The 22,435-nt window shown below is 58.0% G+C and carries 23 protein-coding genes and 2 pseudogenes; 17 read left to right on the top strand and 8 right to left on the bottom strand.

The annotated features are described in order from the left end of the window. Positions 1-27: 27 nt before the first annotated feature. The 3 genes from FZZ93_RS14580 to FZZ93_RS14570 all read left to right on the top strand — a co-directional run bounded on the left by FZZ93_RS14580 (position 28) and on the right by FZZ93_RS14570 (position 2,624). The gene (locus FZZ93_RS14580; RefSeq protein ID WP_149323043.1) at positions 28-453 is read left to right on the top strand and encodes an N-acetyltransferase; all 426 of its coding nucleotides are present in this window, start codon (positions 28-30) and stop codon (positions 451-453) included. A gap of 57 nt (positions 454-510) precedes the next feature. Further along, on the top strand, positions 511-2,175 hold the full coding sequence (locus FZZ93_RS14575) for a dihydroxyacetone kinase subunit DhaK (protein WP_149323042.1): 1,665 nt from the start codon (positions 511-513) through the stop codon (positions 2,173-2,175). Between the two features lie 62 nt (positions 2,176-2,237). Beyond that, a complete protein-coding gene (locus tag FZZ93_RS14570; protein ID WP_149323041.1) occupies positions 2,238-2,624 on the top strand; it encodes a tautomerase family protein in 387 nt (128 codons plus the stop codon). 215 nt (positions 2,625-2,839) lie between these two features. On the opposite strand, the pseudogene FZZ93_RS18670 reads toward FZZ93_RS14570, so the two are convergent. Beyond that, positions 2,840-3,111, bottom strand: a pseudogene (locus tag FZZ93_RS18670) (site-specific integrase). Positions 3,112-3,361: 250 nt separating this feature from the next. On the opposite strand from FZZ93_RS18670, the gene FZZ93_RS14560 reads away from it, so the two are divergent. From FZZ93_RS14560 to FZZ93_RS14520, 11 genes and pseudogenes are all read left to right on the top strand, one after another. Continuing rightward, positions 3,362-3,976: a poly-gamma-glutamate hydrolase family protein gene (locus FZZ93_RS14560; RefSeq protein WP_109637456.1), complete on the top strand. Its 615-nt coding sequence runs from the start codon at positions 3,362-3,364 to the stop codon at positions 3,974-3,976. A 103-nt stretch (positions 3,977-4,079) separates the two neighbouring features. Further along, positions 4,080-4,427: a DUF3800 domain-containing protein gene (locus tag FZZ93_RS18440; RefSeq protein WP_223111792.1), complete on the top strand. Its 348-nt coding sequence runs from the start codon at positions 4,080-4,082 to the stop codon at positions 4,425-4,427. Positions 4,428-4,617: 190 nt separating this feature from the next. Next, on the top strand, positions 4,618-5,274 hold the full coding sequence (locus FZZ93_RS18435; RefSeq protein ID WP_223111791.1) for a hypothetical protein: 657 nt from the start codon (positions 4,618-4,620) through the stop codon (positions 5,272-5,274). Positions 5,275-5,296: 22 nt separating this feature from the next. Then, a complete protein-coding gene (locus FZZ93_RS14550; RefSeq protein ID WP_149323040.1) occupies positions 5,297-5,929 on the top strand; it encodes a hypothetical protein in 633 nt (210 codons plus the stop codon). Between the two features lie 77 nt (positions 5,930-6,006). Then, positions 6,007-6,795, top strand: coding sequence for an aminoglycoside adenylyltransferase family protein (locus FZZ93_RS14545; protein ID WP_149323039.1), 789 nt, complete (start codon positions 6,007-6,009; stop codon positions 6,793-6,795). A gap of 86 nt (positions 6,796-6,881) precedes the next feature. After that, a complete protein-coding gene (locus FZZ93_RS18575; protein WP_246146229.1) occupies positions 6,882-7,127 on the top strand; it encodes a GNAT family protein in 246 nt (81 codons plus the stop codon). Between the two features lie 15 nt (positions 7,128-7,142). Further along, positions 7,143-7,388 (top strand): annotated as a pseudogene (locus FZZ93_RS18570) (GNAT family N-acetyltransferase); the annotation flags it as partial. A 28-nt stretch (positions 7,389-7,416) separates the two neighbouring features. Beyond that, positions 7,417-8,595, top strand: a complete 1,179-nt coding sequence (locus tag FZZ93_RS14535) for a DUF4062 domain-containing protein (RefSeq protein ID WP_149323038.1) — start codon at positions 7,417-7,419, stop codon at positions 8,593-8,595. An 82-nt stretch (positions 8,596-8,677) separates the two neighbouring features. Continuing rightward, positions 8,678-9,568: a DUF4747 family protein gene (locus FZZ93_RS14530; RefSeq protein WP_149323037.1), complete on the top strand. Its 891-nt coding sequence runs from the start codon at positions 8,678-8,680 to the stop codon at positions 9,566-9,568. Positions 9,569-9,600: 32 nt separating this feature from the next. Then, on the top strand, positions 9,601-10,044 hold the full coding sequence (locus FZZ93_RS14525; RefSeq protein WP_198410707.1) for a hypothetical protein: 444 nt from the start codon (positions 9,601-9,603) through the stop codon (positions 10,042-10,044). Between the two features lie 220 nt (positions 10,045-10,264). Next, entirely contained in the window at positions 10,265-12,466 is a 2,202-nt protein-coding gene (locus FZZ93_RS14520) for an OsmC domain/YcaO domain-containing protein (protein ID WP_149323036.1), read from the top strand. Positions 12,467-12,555: 89 nt separating this feature from the next. Here the strand turns inward: FZZ93_RS14520 and FZZ93_RS14515 are convergent, their stop codons facing one another. The 7 genes from FZZ93_RS14515 to FZZ93_RS14485 all read right to left on the bottom strand — a co-directional run bounded on the left by FZZ93_RS14515 (position 12,556) and on the right by FZZ93_RS14485 (position 20,125). Continuing rightward, positions 12,556-12,825: a hypothetical protein gene (locus FZZ93_RS14515; RefSeq protein ID WP_064702621.1), complete on the bottom strand. Its 270-nt coding sequence runs from the start codon at positions 12,823-12,825 to the stop codon at positions 12,556-12,558. Then, on the bottom strand, positions 12,822-13,076 hold the full coding sequence (locus FZZ93_RS14510) for a BrnT family toxin (protein WP_223111793.1): 255 nt from the start codon (positions 13,074-13,076) through the stop codon (positions 12,822-12,824). Before FZZ93_RS14510 ends, FZZ93_RS14515 begins: the two co-directional genes overlap by 4 nt. A 58-nt stretch (positions 13,077-13,134) precedes the next feature. Then, positions 13,135-14,052 carry a hydroxymethylglutaryl-CoA lyase gene (locus tag FZZ93_RS14505; protein ID WP_149323034.1) on the bottom strand — a complete coding sequence of 306 codons (918 nt, stop codon included), beginning with the start codon at positions 14,050-14,052 and terminating at the stop codon, positions 13,135-13,137. A gap of 187 nt (positions 14,053-14,239) precedes the next feature. Then, positions 14,240-16,276: an acetyl/propionyl/methylcrotonyl-CoA carboxylase subunit alpha gene (locus tag FZZ93_RS14500; RefSeq protein ID WP_149323033.1), complete on the bottom strand. Its 2,037-nt coding sequence runs from the start codon at positions 16,274-16,276 to the stop codon at positions 14,240-14,242. Then, positions 16,273-17,103, bottom strand: a complete 831-nt coding sequence (locus FZZ93_RS14495; protein ID WP_149323032.1) for an enoyl-CoA hydratase-related protein — start codon at positions 17,101-17,103, stop codon at positions 16,273-16,275. Before FZZ93_RS14495 ends, FZZ93_RS14500 begins: the two co-directional genes overlap by 4 nt. 168 nt (positions 17,104-17,271) lie before the next feature. Next, on the bottom strand, positions 17,272-18,879 hold the full coding sequence (locus tag FZZ93_RS14490; protein WP_149323031.1) for a carboxyl transferase domain-containing protein: 1,608 nt from the start codon (positions 18,877-18,879) through the stop codon (positions 17,272-17,274). Positions 18,880-18,955: 76 nt separating this feature from the next. Next, a complete protein-coding gene (locus tag FZZ93_RS14485; RefSeq protein ID WP_149323030.1) occupies positions 18,956-20,125 on the bottom strand; it encodes an isovaleryl-CoA dehydrogenase in 1,170 nt (389 codons plus the stop codon). 227 nt (positions 20,126-20,352) lie between these two features. Here FZZ93_RS14485 and FZZ93_RS14480 point away from each other — a divergent pair, with 227 nt between their 5' ends. The 3 genes from FZZ93_RS14480 to FZZ93_RS14470 form a co-directional block, all read left to right on the top strand. Next, entirely contained in the window at positions 20,353-21,057 is a 705-nt protein-coding gene (locus tag FZZ93_RS14480; RefSeq protein WP_149323029.1) for a lipoyl protein ligase domain-containing protein, read from the top strand. Between the two features lie 251 nt (positions 21,058-21,308). After that, positions 21,309-21,827 carry an Hcp family type VI secretion system effector gene (locus tag FZZ93_RS14475; protein ID WP_149323028.1) on the top strand — a complete coding sequence of 173 codons (519 nt, stop codon included), beginning with the start codon at positions 21,309-21,311 and terminating at the stop codon, positions 21,825-21,827. Between the two features lie 240 nt (positions 21,828-22,067). Beyond that, positions 22,068-22,435, top strand: a 368-nt coding sequence (locus tag FZZ93_RS14470; protein WP_281290379.1) for a contractile injection system protein, VgrG/Pvc8 family, incomplete at its 3' end; no start/stop codon positions are given.

Below are 22,435 nucleotides of genomic sequence, written 5' to 3'. Positions count from 1 at the left end.
CTGAGTTTCAGGGGGTAGGGAAGCGATATGATTCGCACGTATCGGGAAGAGGATATCGATCAAGTCCTGGATATCTGGCTTTCAGCATCAATTAAGGCCCATGGGTTTGTCGATCCAGAGTTCTGGGAGTCGAAAGTCGGTGAGATGCGCGACAGGTATATCCCCGCTTCGGAGACGTTCGTCTATGAGCGCAATGATCGAGTCGTCGGGTTTTATAGCTTGTTCGAGGACACCCTGGCGGCCATCTTCGTGGATCCCGGCCTGCAGGGACAAGGGATCGGAACAACGTTGCTGGATGATGCCAAGGGCAGAAGAGAGGAGCTGCGCCTGACAGTCTACAGAGAGAATGCGCCAAGCGTCAGGTTTTATGAGAATCACGGCTTTGTTTCGCTTGGCGAGCAGGTCGATGAAAATACCGGTCATGCCGAGATTGTCATGGGATATCGTGTTTGATCATGCATAAACTGGTAGCTTTAACGTATTTCGTCCTTGTGGTCCCGCGGAGAACTTATGGAACGCTTTTATAACGCGCCCGAGCGTGTCGTCGACGACATTCTTCATGTAGCGGCTGCTACCGCGGACCTGCGCATTGCCGAGCCGGAAAGTGGTCTGCGGATTCTGGTCAGGGGCGATTGGGACAGACAGCGAGAGGGCAGCCGGCAGGTGGCCGTGCTATCCGGTGGCGGTGCCGGCCATGAGCCCGCCCATGCCGGCTTTATCGGCGATGGCATGCTGACCGGGGTCATTTCCGGCAATCTGTTTGCCTCGCCCAGCGTCGAGCCGATTCTGGCAGCCATCCGTGAAGTCTGTGGCGATGCCGGCTGCTTGCTGGTGGTCAAGAATTATACCGGCGATCGGCTGAATTTTGGCCTGGCGGCCGAGCGTGCCCGCGGCGAAGGGCTCAATGTCGAGATGGTGATCGTCGCCGATGATGTCGCCATCGCCGAAGCGCCGCAGCCACGCGGTATTGCCGGCACACTGCTGGTACACAAGCTGGCCGGCTACCTGGCAAGCCAGGGCGCGTCGCTTGCCGAGATTCAACAGCGCACTCGGGCACTCTGCGAACGGATGGGGTCATTGGGCATGGCGCTCAAACCCGCCGCACAGCCCGGTCAGCCGGCGTCAACGCGTTCCCCCGAGCTGGGGCTTGGCATTCATAACGAACCTGGAACCCGTGCGGTCGACCCTCAAAGTGCGGATGACGCGATGCGCCTGGTGCTGGAGCCGTTGCTCCAGGCAGTGGCGCCTGTGTCTGCCCCTGGTTCGTCATCCGACACCGCCTGGGTGACCATGCTCAACAACCTGGGCAGTTGCTCGTCCCAGGAGATGGGCGTGCTGACCGAGTGCCTGTTACGCCAGCTGGGTGAGGAGCGGGTCAGTCATTTGATCGGCCCCGCGCCGCTGATGACCTCGCTCGACATGCACGGTTTTTCTGTCACCTTGGTGCCCGGCACGCCCGAACTGCTGGCTGCCCTCACGGCACCGACGAACGCTCCCGCCTGGCCGGGCGTTCATGGCGTGCGCCAGGCGCCCACCTTCACACCCGACACGGCCCAGGGCCACGACGCCCTGGCCGACGATGCTCCGCAGAATAGCGAGACATCAGCGGTGCTGTGGCGGGTGATCGAGACATTGCGCGAGTCGCGCGAGGAGCTGGACGCCCTGGATGCCAAGACTGGTGACGGCGATGCCGGGGCCAGCATGCAGAGTGGCGCCGACAGCATCGCCAAGGCACTCGATGCCCAGTGCCTGGACACTGGCTCCCTGTCTCCATTATTCACGGGTATCGGCCAGCTACTGGCCCGAGACATGGGCGGCTCCAGCGGCGTACTGCTCTCGATCCTGTTCACGGCGGCAGGCGGCGCACTGGGGCGCGGTGACAATCCAGGGGACGCGCTCGCGGCGGGTGTCAGGAAGATGCAGCAATACGGCGGTGCTCGACCCGGGGATCGCACCATGCTCGATGCCCTGGTGCCGGCGATCGAGTCGCTGCAACACGGCAATACGCTGGCGGAAGCCGCCCAGGCGGCGCGCACCGGTGCACTAGCTACCGCCTCGCTGACCACGGCCAAGGCGGGGCGTTCGGCCTATGTGCCGGAGAGCGCGCTGGAAGGCATCGTCGACCCCGGTGCCGAAGCCGTGGCACGCGTGTTCGAGGCATTGGCACGACCATAATGTGATATGGCCGCCGGGCATCTTCCCCGACGAAGGCGGCGTTATACCGTACAGGAGACATCGTGATAGTCATCTATGGCATCAAGGAACACCTGAATCCCATCAAGGCCCAGCTCTCCGATGTTATCCATGGCTGCATGCAGTCGGTACTGGGAATGCCGGAGGACAAGAGGGCACATCGTTTCATTCCGATGGACGCCGAGGATTTCTACTACCCAGGTGGCCGAACGCCGGCCTATACGGCCATCGAGATCAATATGATGCAGGGACGCTCGGCGGAGACCCAGAAAGCCCTGATCAAGGCGATCTTTCAGCGCCTGGAGGCTGAGGTAGGTCTTGCCCCCGTGGATGTGGAAGTGACGCTCAAGGAACAACCTCCGCACTGTTGGGGCTTCCGAGGCATGACCGGCGACGAAGCACGAGACCTCAAATACTCGGTCAAGGTATAGCCATAGCACATTACCGAAATGCTTGATGGGCGGGAGCGGCCTGCATCCCGCCCATCCCCGCTTTGCACTTATATGCCCGGTTGATTAGGCTCAAATTCAAGGTGGCCGAGATCGCCGTGATAACGACATAATCAAAATACGCCGGAGACTACCGCAGGGAGCGCCATCGCGACGTGCAGGGTAGGTGGCGGTAGCGTGACCGCGCCCCAGCCGACTCATCCCAGAGGGCCACGAACACCCGCAAACTCGCTGCCCAGCACATAGCAATAGAGAAAGCCAAGGGCATTCAGTGCCTGGTTATGGGTGACCGCTGCGACATGACGCTGGATCGCCAGGTGCTCCAGAAAGCGTGGACCTGAGGTTCTCCCATGCTGACGGAATGGCGCACCCCGTGGAATCGTATGAAGAAGCGAATCCAGTAGCAGTCAGTCTGCTCGGTGCGGGGACTGTAGCGTTTCACCCTCATGGTCGCCTTGACCCGATCCATCAGCTTCGGCGACCTGCTGTGCATATCCATGCCATATCCGTTGCTCTTTATATGGGTGTATGTACAGTTTTATTGGTTTCCGAAAAACGCGCAAGCACGCGAGTTTTGGATAGGCTGCAGGGGTGCTTATATTTTCTTTCAAGATCATATAGTTATGCGGAATATAGTAAAATGAATAAGATCGTTAAACGCGCGTGCTCGTTTAAGTTAATAAACGAGTGTGCTATCTAATATCTGTTAGAGCGACTTGATGGATAAATACTCGAATTTTGAAGCGCTAATAGCAGAGCAAACCGAAGGACGTGACTTCCGCGTTCGGGTGGCGTTGCGAGAAGGGGCGATGGTGGCTTCAATCGCACCTCATGGAGGGGCAATTGAGCCGGGCACATCAGAGTTGGCCATCGCTATTGCTGGTAATCAACTTAGTTTCGCGGTTTTTGAGGGCACAAAGGCAACGCAGAACAGGGAGTTGCATATTACCAGCACAAACTTCGATGAACCTCGTTGTATCGAAGTAGTCGCGGGGGCTCGTACTGCGGTGGCGATACATGGAGAAAACAGCCAAGAGGCTACGGTATTTACCGGCGGTGCCGACATGATGCTTCGCTCCCATATAAACAACGCACTTTTAGATGCAGGCTTTACTGTGCGAGAACATGAAAACCCTAACCTTCAAGGGAAATCGCCACTGAATATCTGCAATCGCGGAACGAACGGAGCTGGTGTCCAATTAGAGCTATCCCGTGGACTGAGGAATACTTTCTTCGAGTCTCTCAATGCAGCTGGAAGAGCGCGCCAGACTCAAGAGTTCCATCAATTCGTCGATGCCGTGCACCAGGGGCTAAGCCGTGCAGGCCTGCTCTAACCAAGCGGTCAACCGGACGCCAAAAGCGTGGCGCTTTTGGTTCCCTCCGCTGTCGCTCCGGCGCCGGTTACCTTTACGTTAAGTGACCTCACAGGGGAATTGAATGAGTCGTAATAGTCAAACTAATAGGAAAAAGAAGTTAGCAAATAAAAGAGATAAGCTGAGGGCTTCTAGGGCCAAAGCTAATGCTGAAAAATCCAAGATAGCAACTATCTACTTGGATGAGTCTGGAAATACTGGTCATAATATAGTTGACGAAAGTCAACCGATTTTCACGCTCTCGGGCTGTAAATATTCTAATAGCGAAGCTGAGAAGTTGCTTGCACTGACAGGCTCAAAATCACCTTTAGAGGCTCATTTCAAAAATTTAAAGCGCCGGAAGTCTGGGCAAGATGGAATTGTAAGGCTAATGAGCCATCGACTTATAAATAAAGATTATGTGAAAGTATAGCTTTTTTTATAAAAGCTTTATGGTGACTACTAAGATAGTTGACCTCCTAATTGAACACATGCTCCACCTAAATGGCCATGATTTATATGTAAATGGAGCAAGCATAGGGCTTTCAAATATGTGGTTCTATTGCATGCCTGCGTTTTGTGGTCAGGATCGAGTCCAGGCTATGTATGAATCGTTCGTTAACATGGTTAAAGAACAGTCTGAAGAATCAATAAGTTTGTTTTATCAGAGTGTAGAGGTCCTTAAAGAAAATTCAATTAATGAAGATTTTAAAGAAGATCTTAATTTGATCCTGCATACTCGAAATTATGTGCATGATGCGCTGAATGGGATCGATAAGACATCACTTGACCCATCAATACCAGCATTATTATCACAATGTGTAAGCTGGGGAAACGTGCATCCAAAAGGGTTTTATATCATTCATGATGATTCCCATAGTATTGAAAAACAAAAAGTTATGTTTTCCCAGTTTATGGATTGGATCCAAAGTTCTATAGAGCTTGGTTATGACAGACGGAAGTTTAAGTTACCCTTAAGAGGAAAGGGTTTGAAATTTTCAAGCTCTGAATCGCATCCTCAATTACAGGTTGCAGACATTATTGCTAGTTCGATGGCTTATTGGGCAGACGGTGTTGCAAGAGGTGAAAAAGAAGACTGCTTGTTTCTTGAGTTAAATAAGTTGAATTTGGATAAGTTAACTACAAATAACAAAATATGGCCAACGCGGAATGTTACTCCAAGCGATCTAGGTACGGTCCACGATGGCGGGCTAAATGCAGCGAATCATGGTGCATATTTCTTGATGAAGGCAAAGGCTAATGCTGAAATAACCACTTAACAAAGCCAGTCAGAGGAGCAGGATGAAATTATCCCCGGTGCAAGTATCAAGCTATTTCATACAGAAGCTTGGAAGTATGCAGATTTTCATTGAGCTGTCTGAACGTCAATGGCGAGAAGAGTCATCGTCATATGAGCGATCATTAGTCAATGAGCACGAATCGCTGAGCTGGGATAGGTACGGCTACAGGAATGACTTGGCGGCAAACATCAATCAAGAATTTCCTCAATATCAACGGCAGTCACAACTGATAATGATTGTCTCGTTATTTGAAGACTACCTCAATCAACTGTGCGTAAGCTTCAAGGCGGAAAATACATTGGATGTCGCATTAACTGATATCAAAGGCAGCGGCATCGATCGAGCCAAGACTTATTTGAAAAAGGCAGTTGGTATCCCGTTTCCTTCGGATGGCGATTCATGGAAGAAAATAGTCGAGGCGCAGTTGATCAGAAACATAGTCGCACACAATGCCGGTCATCTTGATGAGGTCAAGCATGCCAAGCACCTGAAAGTAGTTAGGGCCAGTGATAACTTGGATGCTGAAGTATTTGCTAGATTGCACTTGATCATCGAAGAAGGCTACTTGCTATCGCTAGTGAGTGCTATGGAAAGATATGCAGCGGCACTTCATAAGGTGTCAGCCAGTGGCTAACAAGTTGCTGCACTCGGAGAAATTACTCGCTGCGCTCCCAATTTTCCGGTGGGCAAGATGTTAGGACGAAAGGAATTTTGAGAGATATGGTAGAGCCAGATATCCCAGAAGAAGCAAAGCAGGCCCAGTCCGTCGTTGAAGCCGTGTTTGGTGATGCGATCGTCGGTGTCTACCTTTTCGGATCGGCTATCGTTGGTGGCCTTAAGCGTGACAGTGACGTTGACATCATGGTCGTGGTCAATCATTCGCCTACCTTTCTGCAAAGGAAATCTTTAGTTGCTCGGCTGATGAAGGTATCCGGTGCGATCGAGAACCCGAAAGGCACTAGGCCGGTAGAGCTGACAGTGGTAACGGTGTCTGATGTTGTTCCTTGGCGATTCCCGCCTCGGGCTGAGTTTATCTACGGAGAGTGGTTGCGAGAGGAGTTCAAGACTGGAAGTGTGCCGGAACCTGCACGCGATCCCGACCTAACCATTGTTCTGAAAAAAGTACTCGATAATAGCTTGCCATTGTATGGAGGCGATGCTTCTGAGACTTTTGAGCCGGTTCTACTAGCTGATATCCAAAAGGCCATCCGTGATTCTTTACCCAATCTATTAACCGAGGTCGTGGGCGATGAGCGAAATGTGGTTTTGACATTGTCGCGAATGTGGCTGACCGCGACTACTGGTGAAATCGCTCCGAAGGATGTTGCCACGGCGTGGGCTGAAAATCAGGTTCCTCTTGAGCATGCAAGGTTGTTGAAGTATGCCCGAGAAGGCTACCTAGGAAGGATTGAAGATAGGTGGGAGGATAAGCATGAGGACATGAAAGAGCTTGTTTCCTATATGGAAAATAAAATTACGGAGAGTCTTGATGATCTGTAGTTACCAAAGCCCTAACAATCACAAGCACAGGGACAAATTTTCCGCTGCACTACAAATTTTCCCGTGCTGTGGGCGTTGGGAGTCTCATGGAAGTCAAAATTTACTCTGAAGAAAGAGCGAAAGAGATTGCGGATCTGTTCCATCAATCGGTGCATAGCATCGATCCTTCGGTATATTCGCCTGAGCAACAGGAAGTATGGGAGCCGACGCCTCCGGACTATGAGCGTTGGTCGCAGCGTCTGAAAGAAAAGAAGCCATTTATAGCTATTATCGACAATCGCATTGCCGATTTTATAGAGCTCGACCCGGATGGCCATATTGATTATATCTAGACACATCCTGATTTCCAGGGCTGCGGGGTGGCTTCTGTGTTGTTTGAGTACCTGCTTAAACAAGCCATGTCACTAAAGCTGGAGCGTTTGTATGTTGAAGCATCTTACGTAGCAAGGCCATTTTTTGAAAATCGTGGTTTTTCTATAATTCAGAGAGATGAAGTCAAAAGGCATGGCGTAACTTTGGTTAATTTCACAATGGAAAGACGTCTACACCCTAACAATCAAATGCAGCCGACCGCTGACGTGTCGGCTGATTAGGCCGTTATGTTCTAAATAAGGAGGCGATGTGGCGAGACAAGAACATGTGTTGACGGTGTTCGTGGCTTCACCTAGCGACGTAGAAGCCGAACGCGGAAGACTGGAAGACGTGATCCGAGAATTGAATATTACTTGGAGTCGAGAGCTTGGTATAAGGCTTGATCTGGTCCGCTGGGAAACTCACGCCTACCCCGGATTTGGAGTAGACGCTCAAGACCTAGTCAATGAGCAAATACCTGAAGACTACGATTTGTTCGTTGGAATCATGTGGTGTCGGTACGGAACTCCGACTGGAAGAGCGGGGTCTGGTACTGTTGAGGAATTTGAGCGCGCTAAATCGCGTTACGACACTGACAAGAGTTCTGTTAATTTGATGGTTTATTTTAAGGATGAGCCAATACCTCCTAGTCACTTAGATCCAGATCAACTTGTAAAAGTGAACGCATTTAAAAATTCGCTGGGTGCCGAAGGTGGGTTGTATTGGAAGTTTGCGGGAATCGATCAGTTTGAAAAGCTAATCCGTCTTCACTTGACGAGGCAAGTTCAAGCATTCAAATCACAGTCAACTTTAGCTGCGAGGGATGAGGCTACGAGCAATGAGAAAGAAGTCGCAGCTATTGAATATGACGATGCCGGTATTTTGGACTTAATGGAGGGTTTTCAAGATAAGTTTTTAGAGCTTACTGAGATCACAAAAAGAATCGCGGCTTCCATTGAAGAACTGGGGGCCAAAATTACAGAAAGAACGGCTGAGATAAAGGATCTACCAAGAGACTCAAAGGGCAATGCAGATCCCCAGGAAGCGAAACGGCTAATATCTATGGCTGCTTCTGATATGAACCATTTTACGGCAAGGATCGAGGCAGAGCTACCCCTGTACAATGATGCCATGAATACCGGGATGAATTTATTCATCAAAGCTGCAATCATGTCTGTAGATCTAGAAAATGATCCCGAAGATATAAGAAGTGGATTGGGGGCACTTCAAACCTTACATAGCAAAATTGCAACGTCTAAGCAGACTACAGTGGAGTTTCGCGAATCAATAGCAGGACTTCCGAGAATGACTACTACATTGAACAAGGCGAAGCGGATTTCCGTTGACGCTATCGACAGGTTGCTGGAGGAGCTAACAAATAGCGATCAATTGTTAACAGAGTCTGAGAAAGTGGTAATTGATCTTCTGGATGGATCAGGTAACACATAACAAAGCCATGCAGTCACCGCTTAACTCAAGCGTTAACGAGCCTGTCCGAACAGATTGTAAAAAGTAGGAATTTGAGGGGATTATGCCGAAAAAAGGGACTTACTATCTTGGGCGCGTTGTAAAAACAGGGGCGCTCGATACTGATCACGTCAAAGCTGCGCTGCGATCCCCGAATAGTGTTACGAGATACGGGTGTTCTTGGACGTTTGTCGATGTTCGGGAGTTTATCGACGGTCGAACTGCTTATTTTTTCGGTCGTCTGGTGAAATATGATCCGAAGGGCGAAGTATCTGTGGTTGATCCGGAAAAAAGAACAGAAGTTCGGCAGAGTGAGCCGAACATCACCATTGCCTCCAGCCCTTTCGTCTATGTGCCTGAATACCAGGGGGTGGCCTTTCTTCATATATCTAATCAAATCGAGTATTCCGCTTTCATGAATCGATGGGCAGAAGTAGTTAATGCTTCTCATCACCAAATGCTTGCAGAATGCGCTGTAGACCCGATAGCCGATCTTCGTTCTTTTGTGCGAAAGCTGCAATCGCTGGATGGTATTTATCGCGTATCTGCATCAGTTTCGCCTCCAAATCCGATGTTTGGTCCGCTATGGGAAAAGTTGAAAAAATATCTCGAGCAACGACGGACGGAACGAATGAAAGTTGAAGAGGATAGTGGGCAGGGAACGCCTATCGACACCGATCTAGCAGAGCATGTGCAGGGAATGCTTGATCAGGCAGTGGATAGGCCTTACGAGCCTGACCCTCTTCCCATTGGAGATGCTGCGATTTTGATGGCTGCAGACGGTTATGGAAAGGGGTATGTAAGAGGCAAGCAGGGCGAAGATTTCATTGTTATTAGAACATCAGAGACCGTAAGGAATTTCTCATTTGTTAGGGATCCTGAGCCCGAAGATCTATATCGCAAAACAGTAGAAATCCTCGAGAGGATTCGGGAAGAAAGACACATGGAGCATTAATGATAGTCTCAAAGATAGTGGATCTAAAGAGAATGGTTTTGATTTCTCCGGAGCTTTTGATTGGAGTTTTGGTTTTTTGTTTCTTTAGCGAGTATCCTGAAATTTTTGTAAATATAACAGCGGAAATAAAGGAGGGTTCAAATATTCCTGATATTGTTAGTGTGCTCCCATTCTCTTTTGTAGCTATTAGCTATCAGCTTGGCATGGGAGTTATTAGGCCTGGAGATGAAGAAGAAAATAAGCTCCTTTATGAGTGGCCTTACTATTGGATGCTAGAACATCGTTTTTACGGATCATTGATAATCTGCATCTTATGTTCAATCTCTGTAATTTTTTTCTACCTTAATCCAACTAATATGGGTGATGCGGCGCTCGGCGGGATTTTGACTGCTGCTATCTCAATCTCAGCAACGACGGTCTTTTTACTAGCCATTGCAAGGTTGACTTTGCGAAAGATTTTGACATTATATCGTTAACAAAGGGCTTCAGCCGACCGGTTTTCCGCTGTCGCTCCAAAGCAGCGGCTGAGCCCAGACGTTAGAGCCTGGTAACCCCGATAACCACTAACATACCCGCCTGCATATCCCGTCACCTTGTGGGTTTTTGCTCCGGCCCCAAGACGAGGTGCCTCAAAAGCTGGATAATGGCGGCCTACGCGCTACGGCCGACCGAAACCACGAATCCGGTGCTTTGTCAATGGAAATCAAGGTCAACTATCTCGACAACCTCCGGCTGGAGGCCAAGTTCGATGACTTCACGGTCATCTCCGACCAGCCCATCCGCTACAAGGGCGATGGCTCGGCGCCTGGCCCCTTCGATTACTTCCTGGCGTCGTCGGCGATGTGCGCGGCGTATTTCGTCAAGGTCTACTGCAATGCGCGCGATATTCCCACCGAGAATATCCGGCTGTCGCAGAACAACATCGTCGACCCGGAGAACCGCTACAAGCAGATCTTCAAGATCCAGGTCGAGCTGCCGGAGGATCTGTCCGACAAGGATCGCCAGGGCATCATGCGTTCCATCGAGCGTTGCTCGGTCAAGCGAGTGGTGCAGAACGTGCCCGAGTTCCAGATCGAGACGGTCGAGAACCTGGACGAGGATGCCCAGGCGCTGTTGATGGCCGAGCCAGAGGAGGGGGCGAGCACCTGGATCGAAGGCAAGGATCTGCCGCTGGAGCAGACCATCGCCAACATGACGGGCATTCTCGAGTCGCTGGGCATGCAGATCGAGATCGCCTCCTGGCGCAACATCGTGCCGCATGTGTGGTCGCTGCACATTCGCGATGCCCACTCCAACATGTGCTTCACCAACGGCAAGGGCTCGACCAAGGAGAGCGCCCTGTGCTCGGCGCTGGGCGAGTTCATCGAGCGCTTGAGCTGCAACTTCTTCTACAACGATCAGTTCTTCGGCGAGGAGATCGCCAACAGCGAGTTCGTGCACTATCCCGACGAGAAGTGGTTCCAGCCGGGGCCGAACGACGAGTTGCCGGAGGGCATTCTGGATGCCTACTGCCGGGAGTTCTACGATCCGGATGGCGAATTGCGTGGCTCCAACCTGATCGACACCAACTCCGGCAAGGTGGAGCGCGGCATCGTCTCGCTGCCGTTCGTGCGCCAGTCGGATGGCGAGGTGGTCTACTTCCCCTCGAACCTGATCGAGAACCTCTACCTCAGCAACGGCATGAGTGCCGGCAACACCCTGCATGAGGCGCAGGTGCAGTGCCTGTCGGAGATCTTCGAGCGGGCGGTGAAGAAGCAGATCATCGAGGAAGAGATCGCGCTGCCGGACGTGCCGCATGAGGTGCTGGCGAAGTACCCCGAGATTCTCGAGGGCGTCGAGGCGCTGGAGAAGCAGGGCTTCCCGGTGTTGGTCAAGGATGCCTCCCTGGGCGGCCAGTTCCCGGTGATGTGCGTCACCCTGATGAACCCGCGCACGGGCGGGGTCTTCGCGTCCTTCGGTGCGCATTCCAGCTTCGAAGTGGCGCTGGAGCGCAGCCTGACCGAGCTGCTGCAGGGCCGTAGCTTCGAGGGCTTGAACGACTTCATGCCGCCGACCTTCAATTCGCTCGCTGTCACCGAGCCGAACAACTTCGTTGAGCACTTCATCGATTCCTCGGGGCTGGTCTCCTGGCGTTTCTTCAGTGCCCGAGCCGATGTCGAGTTCGTCGAGTGGGATTTCTCGGGCACGAACGAAGAGGAGGCCGAGCGCCTGTTCGGTATCCTCGAGGAACTGGGGCTGGAAGCCTACATGGCTGTCCACGAGGACCTGGGCGCGCCGGTGTGCCGCATCCTGGTGCCGGGGTATTCCGAGGTTTACCCGGTGGAGGATCTGATCTGGGACAACACCAACAAGGCGCTGTTGTTCCGCGAGGATATCCTGCACATCCACGAGCTGGGCGACGAGCAACTGGGCGATCTGCTGGAGCGCCTGGAAGAGACCCAGATCGATGACCACGAGGACATCATCACCCTGATCGGCATCGAGTTCGACGAGAACACCGTCTGGGGGCAGCTCACCATCCTCGAGCTGAAACTGCTGATCAACCTGGCGCTCGGCCAGCACGAGGAAGCCCTGGAGCGGGTCGAGATGTTCCTGCAGTTCAACGACAACACCGTCGAGCGCGGGCTCTTCTACCAGGCGGTGAACGCGGTGCTGGAAATCGCCCTGAACGACGAACTCGAGCTGGACGACTACCTCTACAACTTCACGCGCATGTTCGGCGAAGCGACCATGGCCGCCGTGGTCGGCTCGGTGAACGGCGAGGTGCGCTTCCATGGCCTGGAGCCGACCAATATGCGGCTGGAAGGTCTCGAGCGGCACCAGCGTTTGATCGAGAGCTACAAGAAGCTGCATGCCCACCGGGCCGCCAAGGCGGAGATGGCGGTCGCCGAGGCTTGATGTTCATTAGGTAACTTCATAGGCACCCACAGTGAAAAGCCCCCGAGCCAGCAACCTGGCTCGGGGGCTTTGCGTTTTGGCGCTGGCGATCAGTCCTCGTGCAGGCGACCTTCCACATATTTGTGGAGGATGCTGGCAACCAGTGTCTGGTAGGGAATACCCTCTGCCAGCGCCTTTTTCTGGAGGCCTCGAAGGTCCCTGGAGGAAAGGCGAATGTTGATGCGTGCATCTTTCTTGAACATGGCCTCTGCATACTGCTGATGCCGTTGCTGTGTACGTTCGGCGTCCGGCACCCGTTTTAGCTCGCCTTCTTCGAAAGCTTCCAGTAGCTCGCGCTCTTCCTTGTCCAATTTGCTCATTTGCCACCTCCCAGATAGGCCTTTGTCGCTTTTCGGCTCGGGATAATGGTCTTCAGGAAGATTTCATCATCCGACTCGACAAAAGGTACGAGGTATGCGTACCCCTCTATGTCGATCACATGGATCTGCTGGCCTGGGTAACGCTTCTGGTTTGGATGTTCCAGTGTATCAAGAAGATCACCCGCCGACATGTGGAAGACCACCGCCTCGAAGGAAATACCCCTTTCCTCCTGTAGGCGTTGGTTCTTCACGGTGTTCCATGTGATCGGCTTCATAAGGTGAGGATAGCACAATGTGTGCTTTTGGTAGTCAGCCGGATGTGTCAGATAGCTTCGTGGCAGTGGCAACGCCAGCCTTGGAGCGGTTGGGTCGGCCGATGGCCTGTATGATCCAGTCGCCGGTGGCGGCGAGCTTGTCGAGGTCGACGCCGCTATCGATGCCCAGGCCGTCGAGCAGGTAGACGACGTCTTCGCTGGCGACGTTGCCGGCGGCGCCTTTGGCATAGGGGCAGCCACCCAGGCCGGCGACGGAGCTGTCGATCACGGCGATGCCTTCCTCGAGCACGGCGTAGAGGTTGGCGAGTGCCTGGCCGTAGGTGTCGTGGAAGTGGGCGGCGAGCTTGTCCATGGGAACCTCGCGGGCGACGGCCTCGAGCATGCGCTTGGCATTGAGCGGGGTGCCGGTGCCGATGGTGTCGCCCAGCGAGACTTCGAAGCAGCCCATCTCGAACAGGGCCTTGGCGACTTCCGCGACCTTGGCGGGGGCGATCTCGCCTTCGTAGGGGCAGCCGAGCACGCAGGAGACGTAGCCGCGTACGCGAACATTGGCTTCCTTGGCGCGCTCGAGCACCGGGGCGAAGCGTTCCAGGGATTCGGCGATGGAGCAGTTGATGTTCTTGTGCGAGAAGGCCTCACTGGCGGCACCGAATACCGCGACTTCTTCGACGCCGCATTCCAGTGCTGCCTCGAGCCCCTTGAGGTTGGGGGTGAGGGCGGAGTAGGTAATGCCGGGGCGGCGCTTGAGTCCGGTCATCACTTCGCGGTGATCGGCCATCTGCGGCACCCACTTGGGGGAGACGAAGCTGGCGGCTTCGATATGTCGCAGGCCGGCATCGGCGAGGCGGTCGATCAGTTCGAGCTTGGTGTCGGTGTCGATGGCTTCGGGTTCGTTCTGCAGCCCGTCGCGGGGGGCGACGTCGACGAGGCGGATTTGCTTGGGGAATGCCATTGCAGAGCTCCAATCATTCGAGAGAATCCAGAGCAGCGGCTGATCCGGCGGCCGGCGGCAGGCCTTGGCGAAGGCGCTGTGAATCCTTCCCTGGACGCTACATTCGCCATCCATGGCGAATGACCTTCGCTACGGCCTGCCTCCCGGCGCCGCTTACCTTGGACGCTGCTTGCCAGGGGCACGGTGGTTACTCGTCTGCCGCGAATTCCAGCAGCACGTCGCCTTGCCCGACGGTGTCGCCGGCCTGGAAGTGGAAGCTTTCGACCTGGCCGTCGGCGGGGGCGGTCAGGGTGTGTTCCATCTTCATGGCTTCCATGACCATCAGCGCCATGCCTTTCTCGACGCGTTCGCCGGGTTGCACCAGCAGGGTCACCACGGTGCCGTGCATGGGGGCGGTGAGGGTGGATTCGGCTTCCTGGCGGCCGTGGTCGATGGCGTCGATGCGGCGCCAGAACAGCCGGGTTTCGCGCCGTGGGTCGACCATCACCACCAGGTTGCGTTCTCGTCCTTCGCCGACCAGTCGAGTCTGCAGGCGGCGGCGGTGGCCGTCCAGGGTTACCGCCACGGCGTCGCCGTCGAGCGGTTGCAGGGTGGCGTCGAAGGTCTGTTCGCCGATGCGCAGGCGCCAGGGGGCGCCGGGGGCCGCCCGCTTGCCCTCGACGGTGACCACGGCGTCCCCGTCGTCGATTCGGCTGGGGTCGCAGAGGGCGATGCGGATGGTGTGCTCGGCGTTGAGCCGGAAGCCGTCGTGGCGGTCCCAGGGGGAGTCGCTCTCGCGTTCCTGGCCGAGCTGGTGGAGGCCGACCAGGGCGGCGCTGGCGTATTCCTCGGCCGTATAGTGCCGTGGCGCGAACAGTTCCGCTTCGTGGTGCTCGATGAAGCGGGTGTCCAGCTCGGCAGCGCGAAAGGCAGGGTGTGTCGCCAGGCGTTGCAGGAAGTCGCGGTTGGTGGTCACGCCCTGGATATCGAGGGCGGCCAGGGCGCGGTTGAGGGTGGCGAGCGCCTGTTCGCGGTCATCACCGTGGACGATCAGCTTGGCCAGCATCGGATCGTAGTGCATGGAGACGGCATCGCCGCTGGACACGCCGCTGTCCAGGCGTACCTGGGCCGGCTCGAGCCCGGCGCCGGCGAGATCCAGTTCGAAGCGACTGAGGGTGCCGGTGGCGGGCAGGAAGTCCTGCGCCGGGTCCTCGGCGTAGAGACGTGCCTCGAAGCTGTGGCCGGTGATGGTCAACGCCTCCTGCGCCATGGGGAGCGCCTCGCCCATGGCGACGCGCAGTTGCCATTCGACGAGGTCCTGGCCGGTGATCATCTCGGTGACGGGGTGCTCTACCTGGAGGCGGGTGTTCATCTCCATGAAGAAGAAGCTGTTATCCGCATCCAGCAGGAACTCGACCGTGCCGGCGCCCACATAGCCGATCTCGCGGGCGGCGCGCACGGCGGCCTCGCCCATCTCGCGGCGCAGGGCCTCGGTCATGCCCGGGGCGGGGGCCTCCTCCAGCACCTTCTGGTGGCGGCGCTGCACGCTGCAGTCGCGCTCGAAGAGATAGACGCCGTTGCCCTGGCTGTCGCAGAACACCTGCACCTCTACATGGCGCGGCTGGGTCAGGTATTTCTCGATCAGCATGCGATCGTCGCCGAAGGCGGCGCGGGATTCGCGACGGCAGCCATCCAGCGCGGCCTGGAAGGTCTCGGTGGATTCCACCACGCGCATGCCCTTGCCGCCACCGCCGGCGCTGGCCTTGAGCAACACCGGGTAGCCGATGCGGTCAGCCTCGGCCTTGAGCAGGGCGTCGTCCTGGCTGTCGCCGTGGTAGCCGGGCACCAGCGGTACGCCGGCGTCATGCATGCGGGCCTTGGCGGCGGACTTGTCGCCCATGGCGGCGATGGCCGAGGCAGGCGGGCCGATGAAGGTGATGCCGGCCTCGGCCAGGGCGGCGACGAAATCGCCATTCTCGGAGAGGAAGCCGTAGCCGGGATGCACGGCACCGGCGCCGGTGCGCCGGGCGGCGGCGATCACCGCCTGGATGTCGAGATAGCTGGCCTGGGCGGCGGCCGGGCCGAGGCGTACGGCTTCATCGGCCTCGCGCACGTGGCGGGCGCCGGCATCGGCGTCGGAATAGACGGCCACGGTGCGCAGGCCCATGCGGCGGGCGGTGCGCATCACGCGGCAGGCGATCTCACCGCGGTTGGCCACCAGTAGGGTATCGAAGGCGTGGCTCATGAGGAGCGCTCCGTGGTGGAGGGTGGTTCGGGCGCCCAACGGGGGCGGCGCTTGTCGAAGAAGCTGGCCAGGCCTTCCTGGCCCTCGTCGCTGACGCGCAGCTCGGCGATCACCTGGCAGGTACGCTCGCGGGTCGCGGCGCTGTCGGGCTCGCGTGCAACCTCAGCGAGCAGCGCCTTGGTGGCGCGGCTGGATTGCGGCGAGGTGGCGAGTAGTGTCTCGACCATAGCGTCGACCGCCTCGTCCAGGGCATCCGGCTCGACCACACGGTGCGCGAGCCCCAGGGTCTCGGCGGTGGATGCATCAATGACCTCGGCGGTCAGCGCGTAGCGGCGCATCTGTCGCTCGCCCAGGGCGCGTTGCACATAGGGGCTGATCACCGCCGGCGAGAGGCCGATCTTGACCTCGGAGAGGCAGAATTTAGCCTTCTCCGAGGAGATGACGATATCGCAGCAGGCGGCCAGGCCCACGGCACCACCGAAGGCTGCACCTTGCACCCGGCAGAGCGTGGGGCAGGGCAGGGTGTCGAGCCCGTGCATCAGCGCCGCGAGCTGGCGGGAGTCGGCCAGATTGTCCTTGAGGTCGTAGTCGACCATGCGCTTCATCCAGCCCAGATCCGCCCCGGCGGAGAAATGCTTGCCTTCGGAACCCAGCACTAGCAGGCGAATCTCGCCACGCTCGGCGGCCTCCCGAACATGCTGAAGGTGCTCGTTGAGCTCACCGATCAAGGCATCGTCGAAGGCGTTGAGGACCTCGGGGCGATCCAGGGTCAGCCACGCAACGGCGTGGGGGTCGATGTTCAGGGTGGAGTAGGTCTCTGTGGTCATATCGGTATCCTGCTGACTTCGAGCTTCGAGCTTCGAGCTTCGAGCTTCGAGCTTCGAGCTTCGAGCTTCGAGCTTCGAGCTTCGAGCTTCGAGCTTCGAGCTTCGAGCTTCGAGCTTCGAGCTGCTCGTATCTCGTCGCTCGATACTCGTTTCTGGCGCGAAGCGCGCCTACATCCTGAACACGCCGAACTTCGTGTCTTCTATCTCGGCGTTCATGGCGGCGGCGAGCGAGAGGCCGAGCACGTCGCGGGTCTGGGCGGGGTCGATGACGCCGTCGTCCCAGAGTCGCGCGCTGGCGTAGTAGGGATGGCCCTGGTGCTCGTACTGGTCGCGGGTCGGCTGCTTGAAGGCAGCTTCCTCTTCGGCGGACCACTCGCGCCCCTCGCGCTCCAGCTGCTCGCGCTTGACCTGGGCCAGCACGCCGGCCGCCTGTTCGCCGCCCATCACCGAGATGCGCGCGTTGGGCCACATGAACAGCAGGTTGGGATCATAGGCACGGCCGCACATGCCGTAGTTGCCGGCGCCGAAGCTGCCGCCGATCAGTACGGTGAACTTGGGCACGCGGGCGCAGGCCACGGCGGTGACCAGCTTGGCGCCATGCTTGGCGATGCCTTCGTGCTCGTACTTGGAGCCGACCATGAAGCCGGTGATGTTCTGCAGAAAGACCAACGGGATCTTGCGTTGGGCGCACAGCTCGATGAAATGCGCGCCCTTCACGGCGGATTCCGAGAACAGCACGCCGTTGTTGGCGACGATGCCCACCGGGTGGCCGTGGATATGCGCAAAGCCGGTGACCAGGGTGTCGCCGTAGGTGCGCTTGAATTCGTCGAAGGCGGAGTCGTCGACGATGCGGCCGATCACTTCGCGAACCTCGAAGGGCTTTCTGAGATCGGTGCCGACGATGCCGTAGAGCTCCTCGGGATCGAGGCGCGGCGGCCTGGGTTCGGCCATGGCCAGTTGACCGCGCTTCTGCCAGTTGAGCCGAGCCACGCAGCGTCGCGCCAGTTGCAGGGCATGGGCGTCGTTCTCGGCGTAGTGATCGGCCACGCCACTGACCTTGGCGTGCACATCGGCGCCGCCCAGGTCCTCGGCGCTGATCGACTCGCCCGTGGCGGCCTTCACCAGCGGCGGACCACCGAGGAAGATGGTGCCCTGCTCGCGGACGATGATCGACTCGTCGGCCATGGCCGGTACATAGGCGCCGCCGGCGGTGCACGAGCCCATGACCACGGCGATCTGCGGAATGCCCTCGGCGGAGAGGGTGGCCTGGTTGTAGAAGATGCGCCCGAAATGGTCGCGGTCGGGGAAGACCTCGTCCTGGCACGGCAGGTAGGCACCGCCGGAGTCCACCAGGTAGAGGCAGGGCAGGCGATGCTTGCGGGCGATCTCCTGGGCGCGCAGGTGCTTCTTCACGGTCAGCGGGAAGTAGGTGCCGCCCTTGACCGTGGCGTCGTTGGCGACGATCACGCATTCCACGCCGGAGACCCGGCCGATGCCGGTGACCACACCGGCGGCGGGCACCGGACCGTCGTAGACCTCGTGGGCGGCCAGCGCCGAGAACTCGAGAAAGGGCGAGCCCTCGTCGAGCAGGTGATCGACACGGTCGCGGACGAACAGCTTGCCGCGCGACTCATGCCGGACGCGCGCCTTCTCGCCGCCCCCCTGGTGAACCGCCGCGGTCAGCTCGCGCAACCGGCCCACTTCGGCGCGCATCGCCGCCTCGTTGGCCTGGAAACCCTCGCTGCGTGGGTTGATCTGGGTCGTTAGGACTGCCATGGAATATCCTCTGACGAGCTTCGAGCTTCGAGCTTCGAGCGGCCCGTAGCCCGTGGCTCGTTACTCGTGGCTGGGGTTACGCCGATTCGCTGAATATCTCGCGGCCGATCAGCATGCGGCGGATCTCGCTGGTGCCGGCGCCGATCTCGTAGAGCTTGGCGTCGCGCAGCAATCGCCCGGTGGGGTATTCGTTGATGTAGCCGTTGCCACCGAGAAGCTGGATGGCGTCGAGTGCCATCTGGGTGGCCTTTTCGGCGCAGTAGAGAATCACCCCGGCGGCATCCTTGCGTGAGGTGCGGCCACGGTCGCAGGCGCCGGCGACGGCGTACAGATAGGCCCGGCAGGCGTTCAGGGTGGTGTACATGTCGGCTACCTTGCCTTGCACCAACTGGAATTCGCCGATGGACTGGCCGAATTGCTTGCGTTCGTGAAGGTAGGGTACCACCACGTCCATGGCCGCCTGCATGATGCCGATCGGTCCGGCGGCCAGCACGGTACGCTCGAAGTCGAGGCCGCTCATCAGCACCCGGGCGCCCTTGTTCACCTCGCCGAGGACGTTCTCCTCGGGCACTTCGCAGTCCTCGAACACCAGCTCGCAGGTGTTGGAGCCGCGCATGCCCAGCTTGTCGAGCTTCTGTGCCGTGGAAAAGCCGGCGAATCCCTTCTCGATGATGAAAGCGGTAATGCCCTTGGAGCCGGCGTCCGGGTCGGTCTTGGCGTAGACCACCAGCACGTCGGCATCGGGGCCGTTGGTGATCCACATCTTGTTGCCGTTGAGCACATAGCGGTCACCGCGCTTCTCGGCCTTGAGCTTCATGGAGACCACGTCGGAACCGGCGCCGGGCTCGGACATGGCCAGTGCCCCGACGTGCTCCCCGCTGATCAGGCCGGGCAGGTATCTGGCTTTCTGCTGCGCGTTGCCGTTGAGCTTGATCTGGTTCACGCAGAGGTTGGAATGGGCGCCGTAGGAGAGCGCCACCGAGGCGCTGGCCCGCGAGATCTCTTCCATAGCGATGCAGTGGGCGAGATAGCCCATGCCGCTGCCGCCGTCCTCCTCGGGCACGGTGATGCCGAGCAGGCCCATATCGCCGAACTTCTGCCAGAGGTCGTCGGGGAACGCGTTGTTCGCGTCGATCTCGGCGGCGCGCGGTGCAATCTCATCGCGGGCGAAGGCGTGAACCTGGTCGCGCAGCATGTTCAGTTCGTCATCGAGACCGAAGTCGAGGGGCTGGTAGGGCGCGTGCATGGTGAACTCCGCTGGTCTGATGGCGCGCCACGAGGCGCACCCGATCATTCATCGAGGTGATGATGCCAAGACTAAGACAGGTTTACGTTAACGTAAAGGTCATGGGGATGAGGTTCGACCAAGGTGGTGAGCTCGGACCCTGCGGATAGCAGCAATTTGCCTGGGCAGCGATGGCGCCACGTGCAAGCGACGACGTAAGTTGGGCGCTTCACCCTGGAGCGAGCGATATGATGACGAGCGACACGGTTCTGTACCGCCCCTCGGTGCAAGAGGGCCTCGCCGCCGAAGAAGCGTTGCTGGAGGCGGTGTGTCGGGGCGAGAGCCATCTGGCGTGCCTGGCATGGTCGCCGCATGACCGGGCTCTGGTGATGCCGCGTCGTCACGCTCGTCTCGAAGGCTTTGCCGAGGCGCGGTCACGCCTGGAGGGGCAGGGCTGGCCGGTGCTGTTCCGTGCCACCGGGGGTACGCCGGTGCCTCAGGGGCCGATGGTGGTCAATCTGGCTCTGGTGGTGCGCTGCGAGGTACGCAGTTCGGCGGCGCATCTCGAGTGGGGCTATCACCGCCTGGGCGACCCCTGGTGTGACTGGTTGGCCTCTCTGGGCGTGGCCGAGGCGGATCTCGGCGAGGTGGCCGGTGCCTATTGCGATGGTCGCTTCAACGTGCGCATCGCCGGCCGCAAGCTGGTCGGTACTGCCCAGCGCTGGCGCCGCGTGAAGGGTAGCCGCGACATGGCGTTGCTGGTGCATGGTGCCATGCAGGTCGATGGGGAACCGTCGATGCTGGTCGAGGTGGTCAATGCCTTCCAGGAGGTCGTCGACGACCCGCAGCGGTTCCAGCCGAACGCCCATATCGCCCTGCGGCAGGCCGTGCCCGAACTGGAGCTCGAGGCAGCGCTCTCCGGCCTGATGACGCGTTTGCGTTCGGCGAGTTGAACCGGCCCGAGGCGTCTCGATATCCATCTGGAGCGAGAGGGGCGGGGCAGGCAAGATCTTGCCCGCTGGGCAACTTTTTGCCCGCTTTCAGGCAAGATCTTGCTCGATCGCTTGACGTCATGCCGTGCCGTTTTTATGTATCTCTTTGATTAAGTTGTCTATTTTTGTTTTTGGTACATAAAGTGCCTTATATGGGGTGTCCGCTGGACATTGCGCAAGATTTTTCGAATTCATCGTCAAGGAAGCGACTCATGCCAACCCCATGTTATATCAGCATCGAAGGCCAGACTCAGGGCAACATCACCGCTGGCGCCTTCACGCCCGAATCCGTGGGCAACATCTACGTCGAAGGCCATGAAGACGAGATGCTCGTCCAGGAATTCAAGCACATCGTCACTGTGCCGACGGATCCGCAGTCCGGTCAGCCGTCCGGTCAGCGCGCTCACAAGCCGTTCATCTTCACCGTGGCCCTGAACAAGGCCGTGCCGCTGCTGTACAACGCCCTGGCGTCCGGTGAGATGCTGCCCACGGTCGAGCTGAAGTGGTACCGCACCTCCGTGGAAGGCAAGCAGGAGCACTTCTTCACCACCGCCCTGACCGATGCCACCATCGTCGACATCAACCTGCGCATGCCCCATGCCCAGGATTCCAACAGCGCCGAGTTCACTCAGCTGATGGACGTCTCCCTGGCCTACCGCAAGATCGACTGGGAGCACACCGTCGCCGGCACTTCCGGTTCCGACGACTGGCGCGCCCCGATCGAAGGCTAAGACGCCGCGCCACCGGCGGTGCCCCTGCCAATGCTCGCGCTCGGCGGGCACCGTCTTCGCCGCCAGGGCCTCGGCCCTGGCGGCGGCATGTGTCAGTGTTTGCTTGGCTGTATGGTAGGCGATCACTTACGCATGCCGCCGACGACTTGCCTCGGTGATGAACTCGCGTAACCTACCTGTCCCGCCGACTATGCCGCGTCGGCGAACCCAGGAACGTATTCGGCCTCCAGGAGGGATGCCATGACCCAGGCCAACGGACTGCAGTTCACCCTGAGCCTAACCGGCGCCGGTCAGGCCGACCTGGCGGTGGTCGACTTCACCCATGAAGAGGCGCTGTCGTCGCCGTTTCATCTTCACGTGCGCTTTGCCAGCCGCGCCGCCGACCTCTCGCCGGAAGCGCTGCTCGACCGCCCGGCGAGCCTCACCATGTGGCAGGACGGCGTGGCCCAGCGGCGGGTTCACGGCATCGTCGCCGAGTTCGGTCGCGGCGACCGCGGCCATCGGCGCAGCCACTACGAGGTCGTGATCCGCCCCTCGCTGTGGCGGCTCTCGTTGCGCCAGAACTCGCGGATCTTCCAGCGCGTCTCGCCGCTGACCATCCTCAACAC

Source organism: Halomonas eurihalina (assembly GCF_008274785.1).
Taxonomy (GTDB): Bacteria; Pseudomonadota; Gammaproteobacteria; order Pseudomonadales; family Halomonadaceae; genus Halomonas; species Halomonas eurihalina.
Note: the sequence above shows the minus strand (reverse complement) of the source record. Positions and strands in the feature narration are given on the sequence as shown.

What these genes read in the sequence shown, in the direction of transcription:
- FZZ93_RS18440 (WP_223111792.1), top strand. Translation starts at nt 4,080, where the DNA reads ATGAGTCGTAATAGTCAAACTAATAGGAAAAAGAAGTTAGCAAATAAA.
- FZZ93_RS14580 (WP_149323043.1), top strand. Translation starts at nt 28, where the DNA reads ATGATTCGCACGTATCGGGAAGAGGATATCGATCAAGTCCTGGATATC.
- FZZ93_RS14520 (WP_149323036.1), top strand. Translation starts at nt 10,265, where the DNA reads ATGGAAATCAAGGTCAACTATCTCGACAACCTCCGGCTGGAGGCCAAG.
- FZZ93_RS14575 (WP_149323042.1), top strand. Translation starts at nt 511, where the DNA reads ATGGAACGCTTTTATAACGCGCCCGAGCGTGTCGTCGACGACATTCTT.
- FZZ93_RS14530 (WP_149323037.1), top strand. Translation starts at nt 8,678, where the DNA reads ATGCCGAAAAAAGGGACTTACTATCTTGGGCGCGTTGTAAAAACAGGG.
- FZZ93_RS14500 (WP_149323033.1), bottom strand. Translation starts at nt 16,276, where the DNA reads ATGAGCCACGCCTTCGATACCCTACTGGTGGCCAACCGCGGTGAGATC.
- FZZ93_RS14475 (WP_149323028.1), top strand. Translation starts at nt 21,309, where the DNA reads ATGCCAACCCCATGTTATATCAGCATCGAAGGCCAGACTCAGGGCAAC.
- FZZ93_RS14550 (WP_149323040.1), top strand. Translation starts at nt 5,297, where the DNA reads ATGAAATTATCCCCGGTGCAAGTATCAAGCTATTTCATACAGAAGCTT.
- FZZ93_RS14490 (WP_149323031.1), bottom strand. Translation starts at nt 18,879, where the DNA reads ATGGCAGTCCTAACGACCCAGATCAACCCACGCAGCGAGGGTTTCCAG.
- FZZ93_RS14485 (WP_149323030.1), bottom strand. Translation starts at nt 20,125, where the DNA reads ATGCACGCGCCCTACCAGCCCCTCGACTTCGGTCTCGATGACGAACTG.
- FZZ93_RS14480 (WP_149323029.1), top strand. Translation starts at nt 20,353, where the DNA reads ATGATGACGAGCGACACGGTTCTGTACCGCCCCTCGGTGCAAGAGGGC.
- FZZ93_RS18575 (WP_246146229.1), top strand. Translation starts at nt 6,882, where the DNA reads ATGGAAGTCAAAATTTACTCTGAAGAAAGAGCGAAAGAGATTGCGGAT.
- FZZ93_RS14525 (WP_198410707.1), top strand. Translation starts at nt 9,601, where the DNA reads ATGGTTTTGATTTCTCCGGAGCTTTTGATTGGAGTTTTGGTTTTTTGT.
- FZZ93_RS14505 (WP_149323034.1), bottom strand. Translation starts at nt 14,052, where the DNA reads ATGGCATTCCCCAAGCAAATCCGCCTCGTCGACGTCGCCCCCCGCGAC.
- FZZ93_RS18435 (WP_223111791.1), top strand. Translation starts at nt 4,618, where the DNA reads ATGGTTAAAGAACAGTCTGAAGAATCAATAAGTTTGTTTTATCAGAGT.
- FZZ93_RS14560 (WP_109637456.1), top strand. Translation starts at nt 3,362, where the DNA reads ATGGATAAATACTCGAATTTTGAAGCGCTAATAGCAGAGCAAACCGAA.
- FZZ93_RS14515 (WP_064702621.1), bottom strand. Translation starts at nt 12,825, where the DNA reads ATGAGCAAATTGGACAAGGAAGAGCGCGAGCTACTGGAAGCTTTCGAA.
- FZZ93_RS14495 (WP_149323032.1), bottom strand. Translation starts at nt 17,103, where the DNA reads ATGACCACAGAGACCTACTCCACCCTGAACATCGACCCCCACGCCGTT.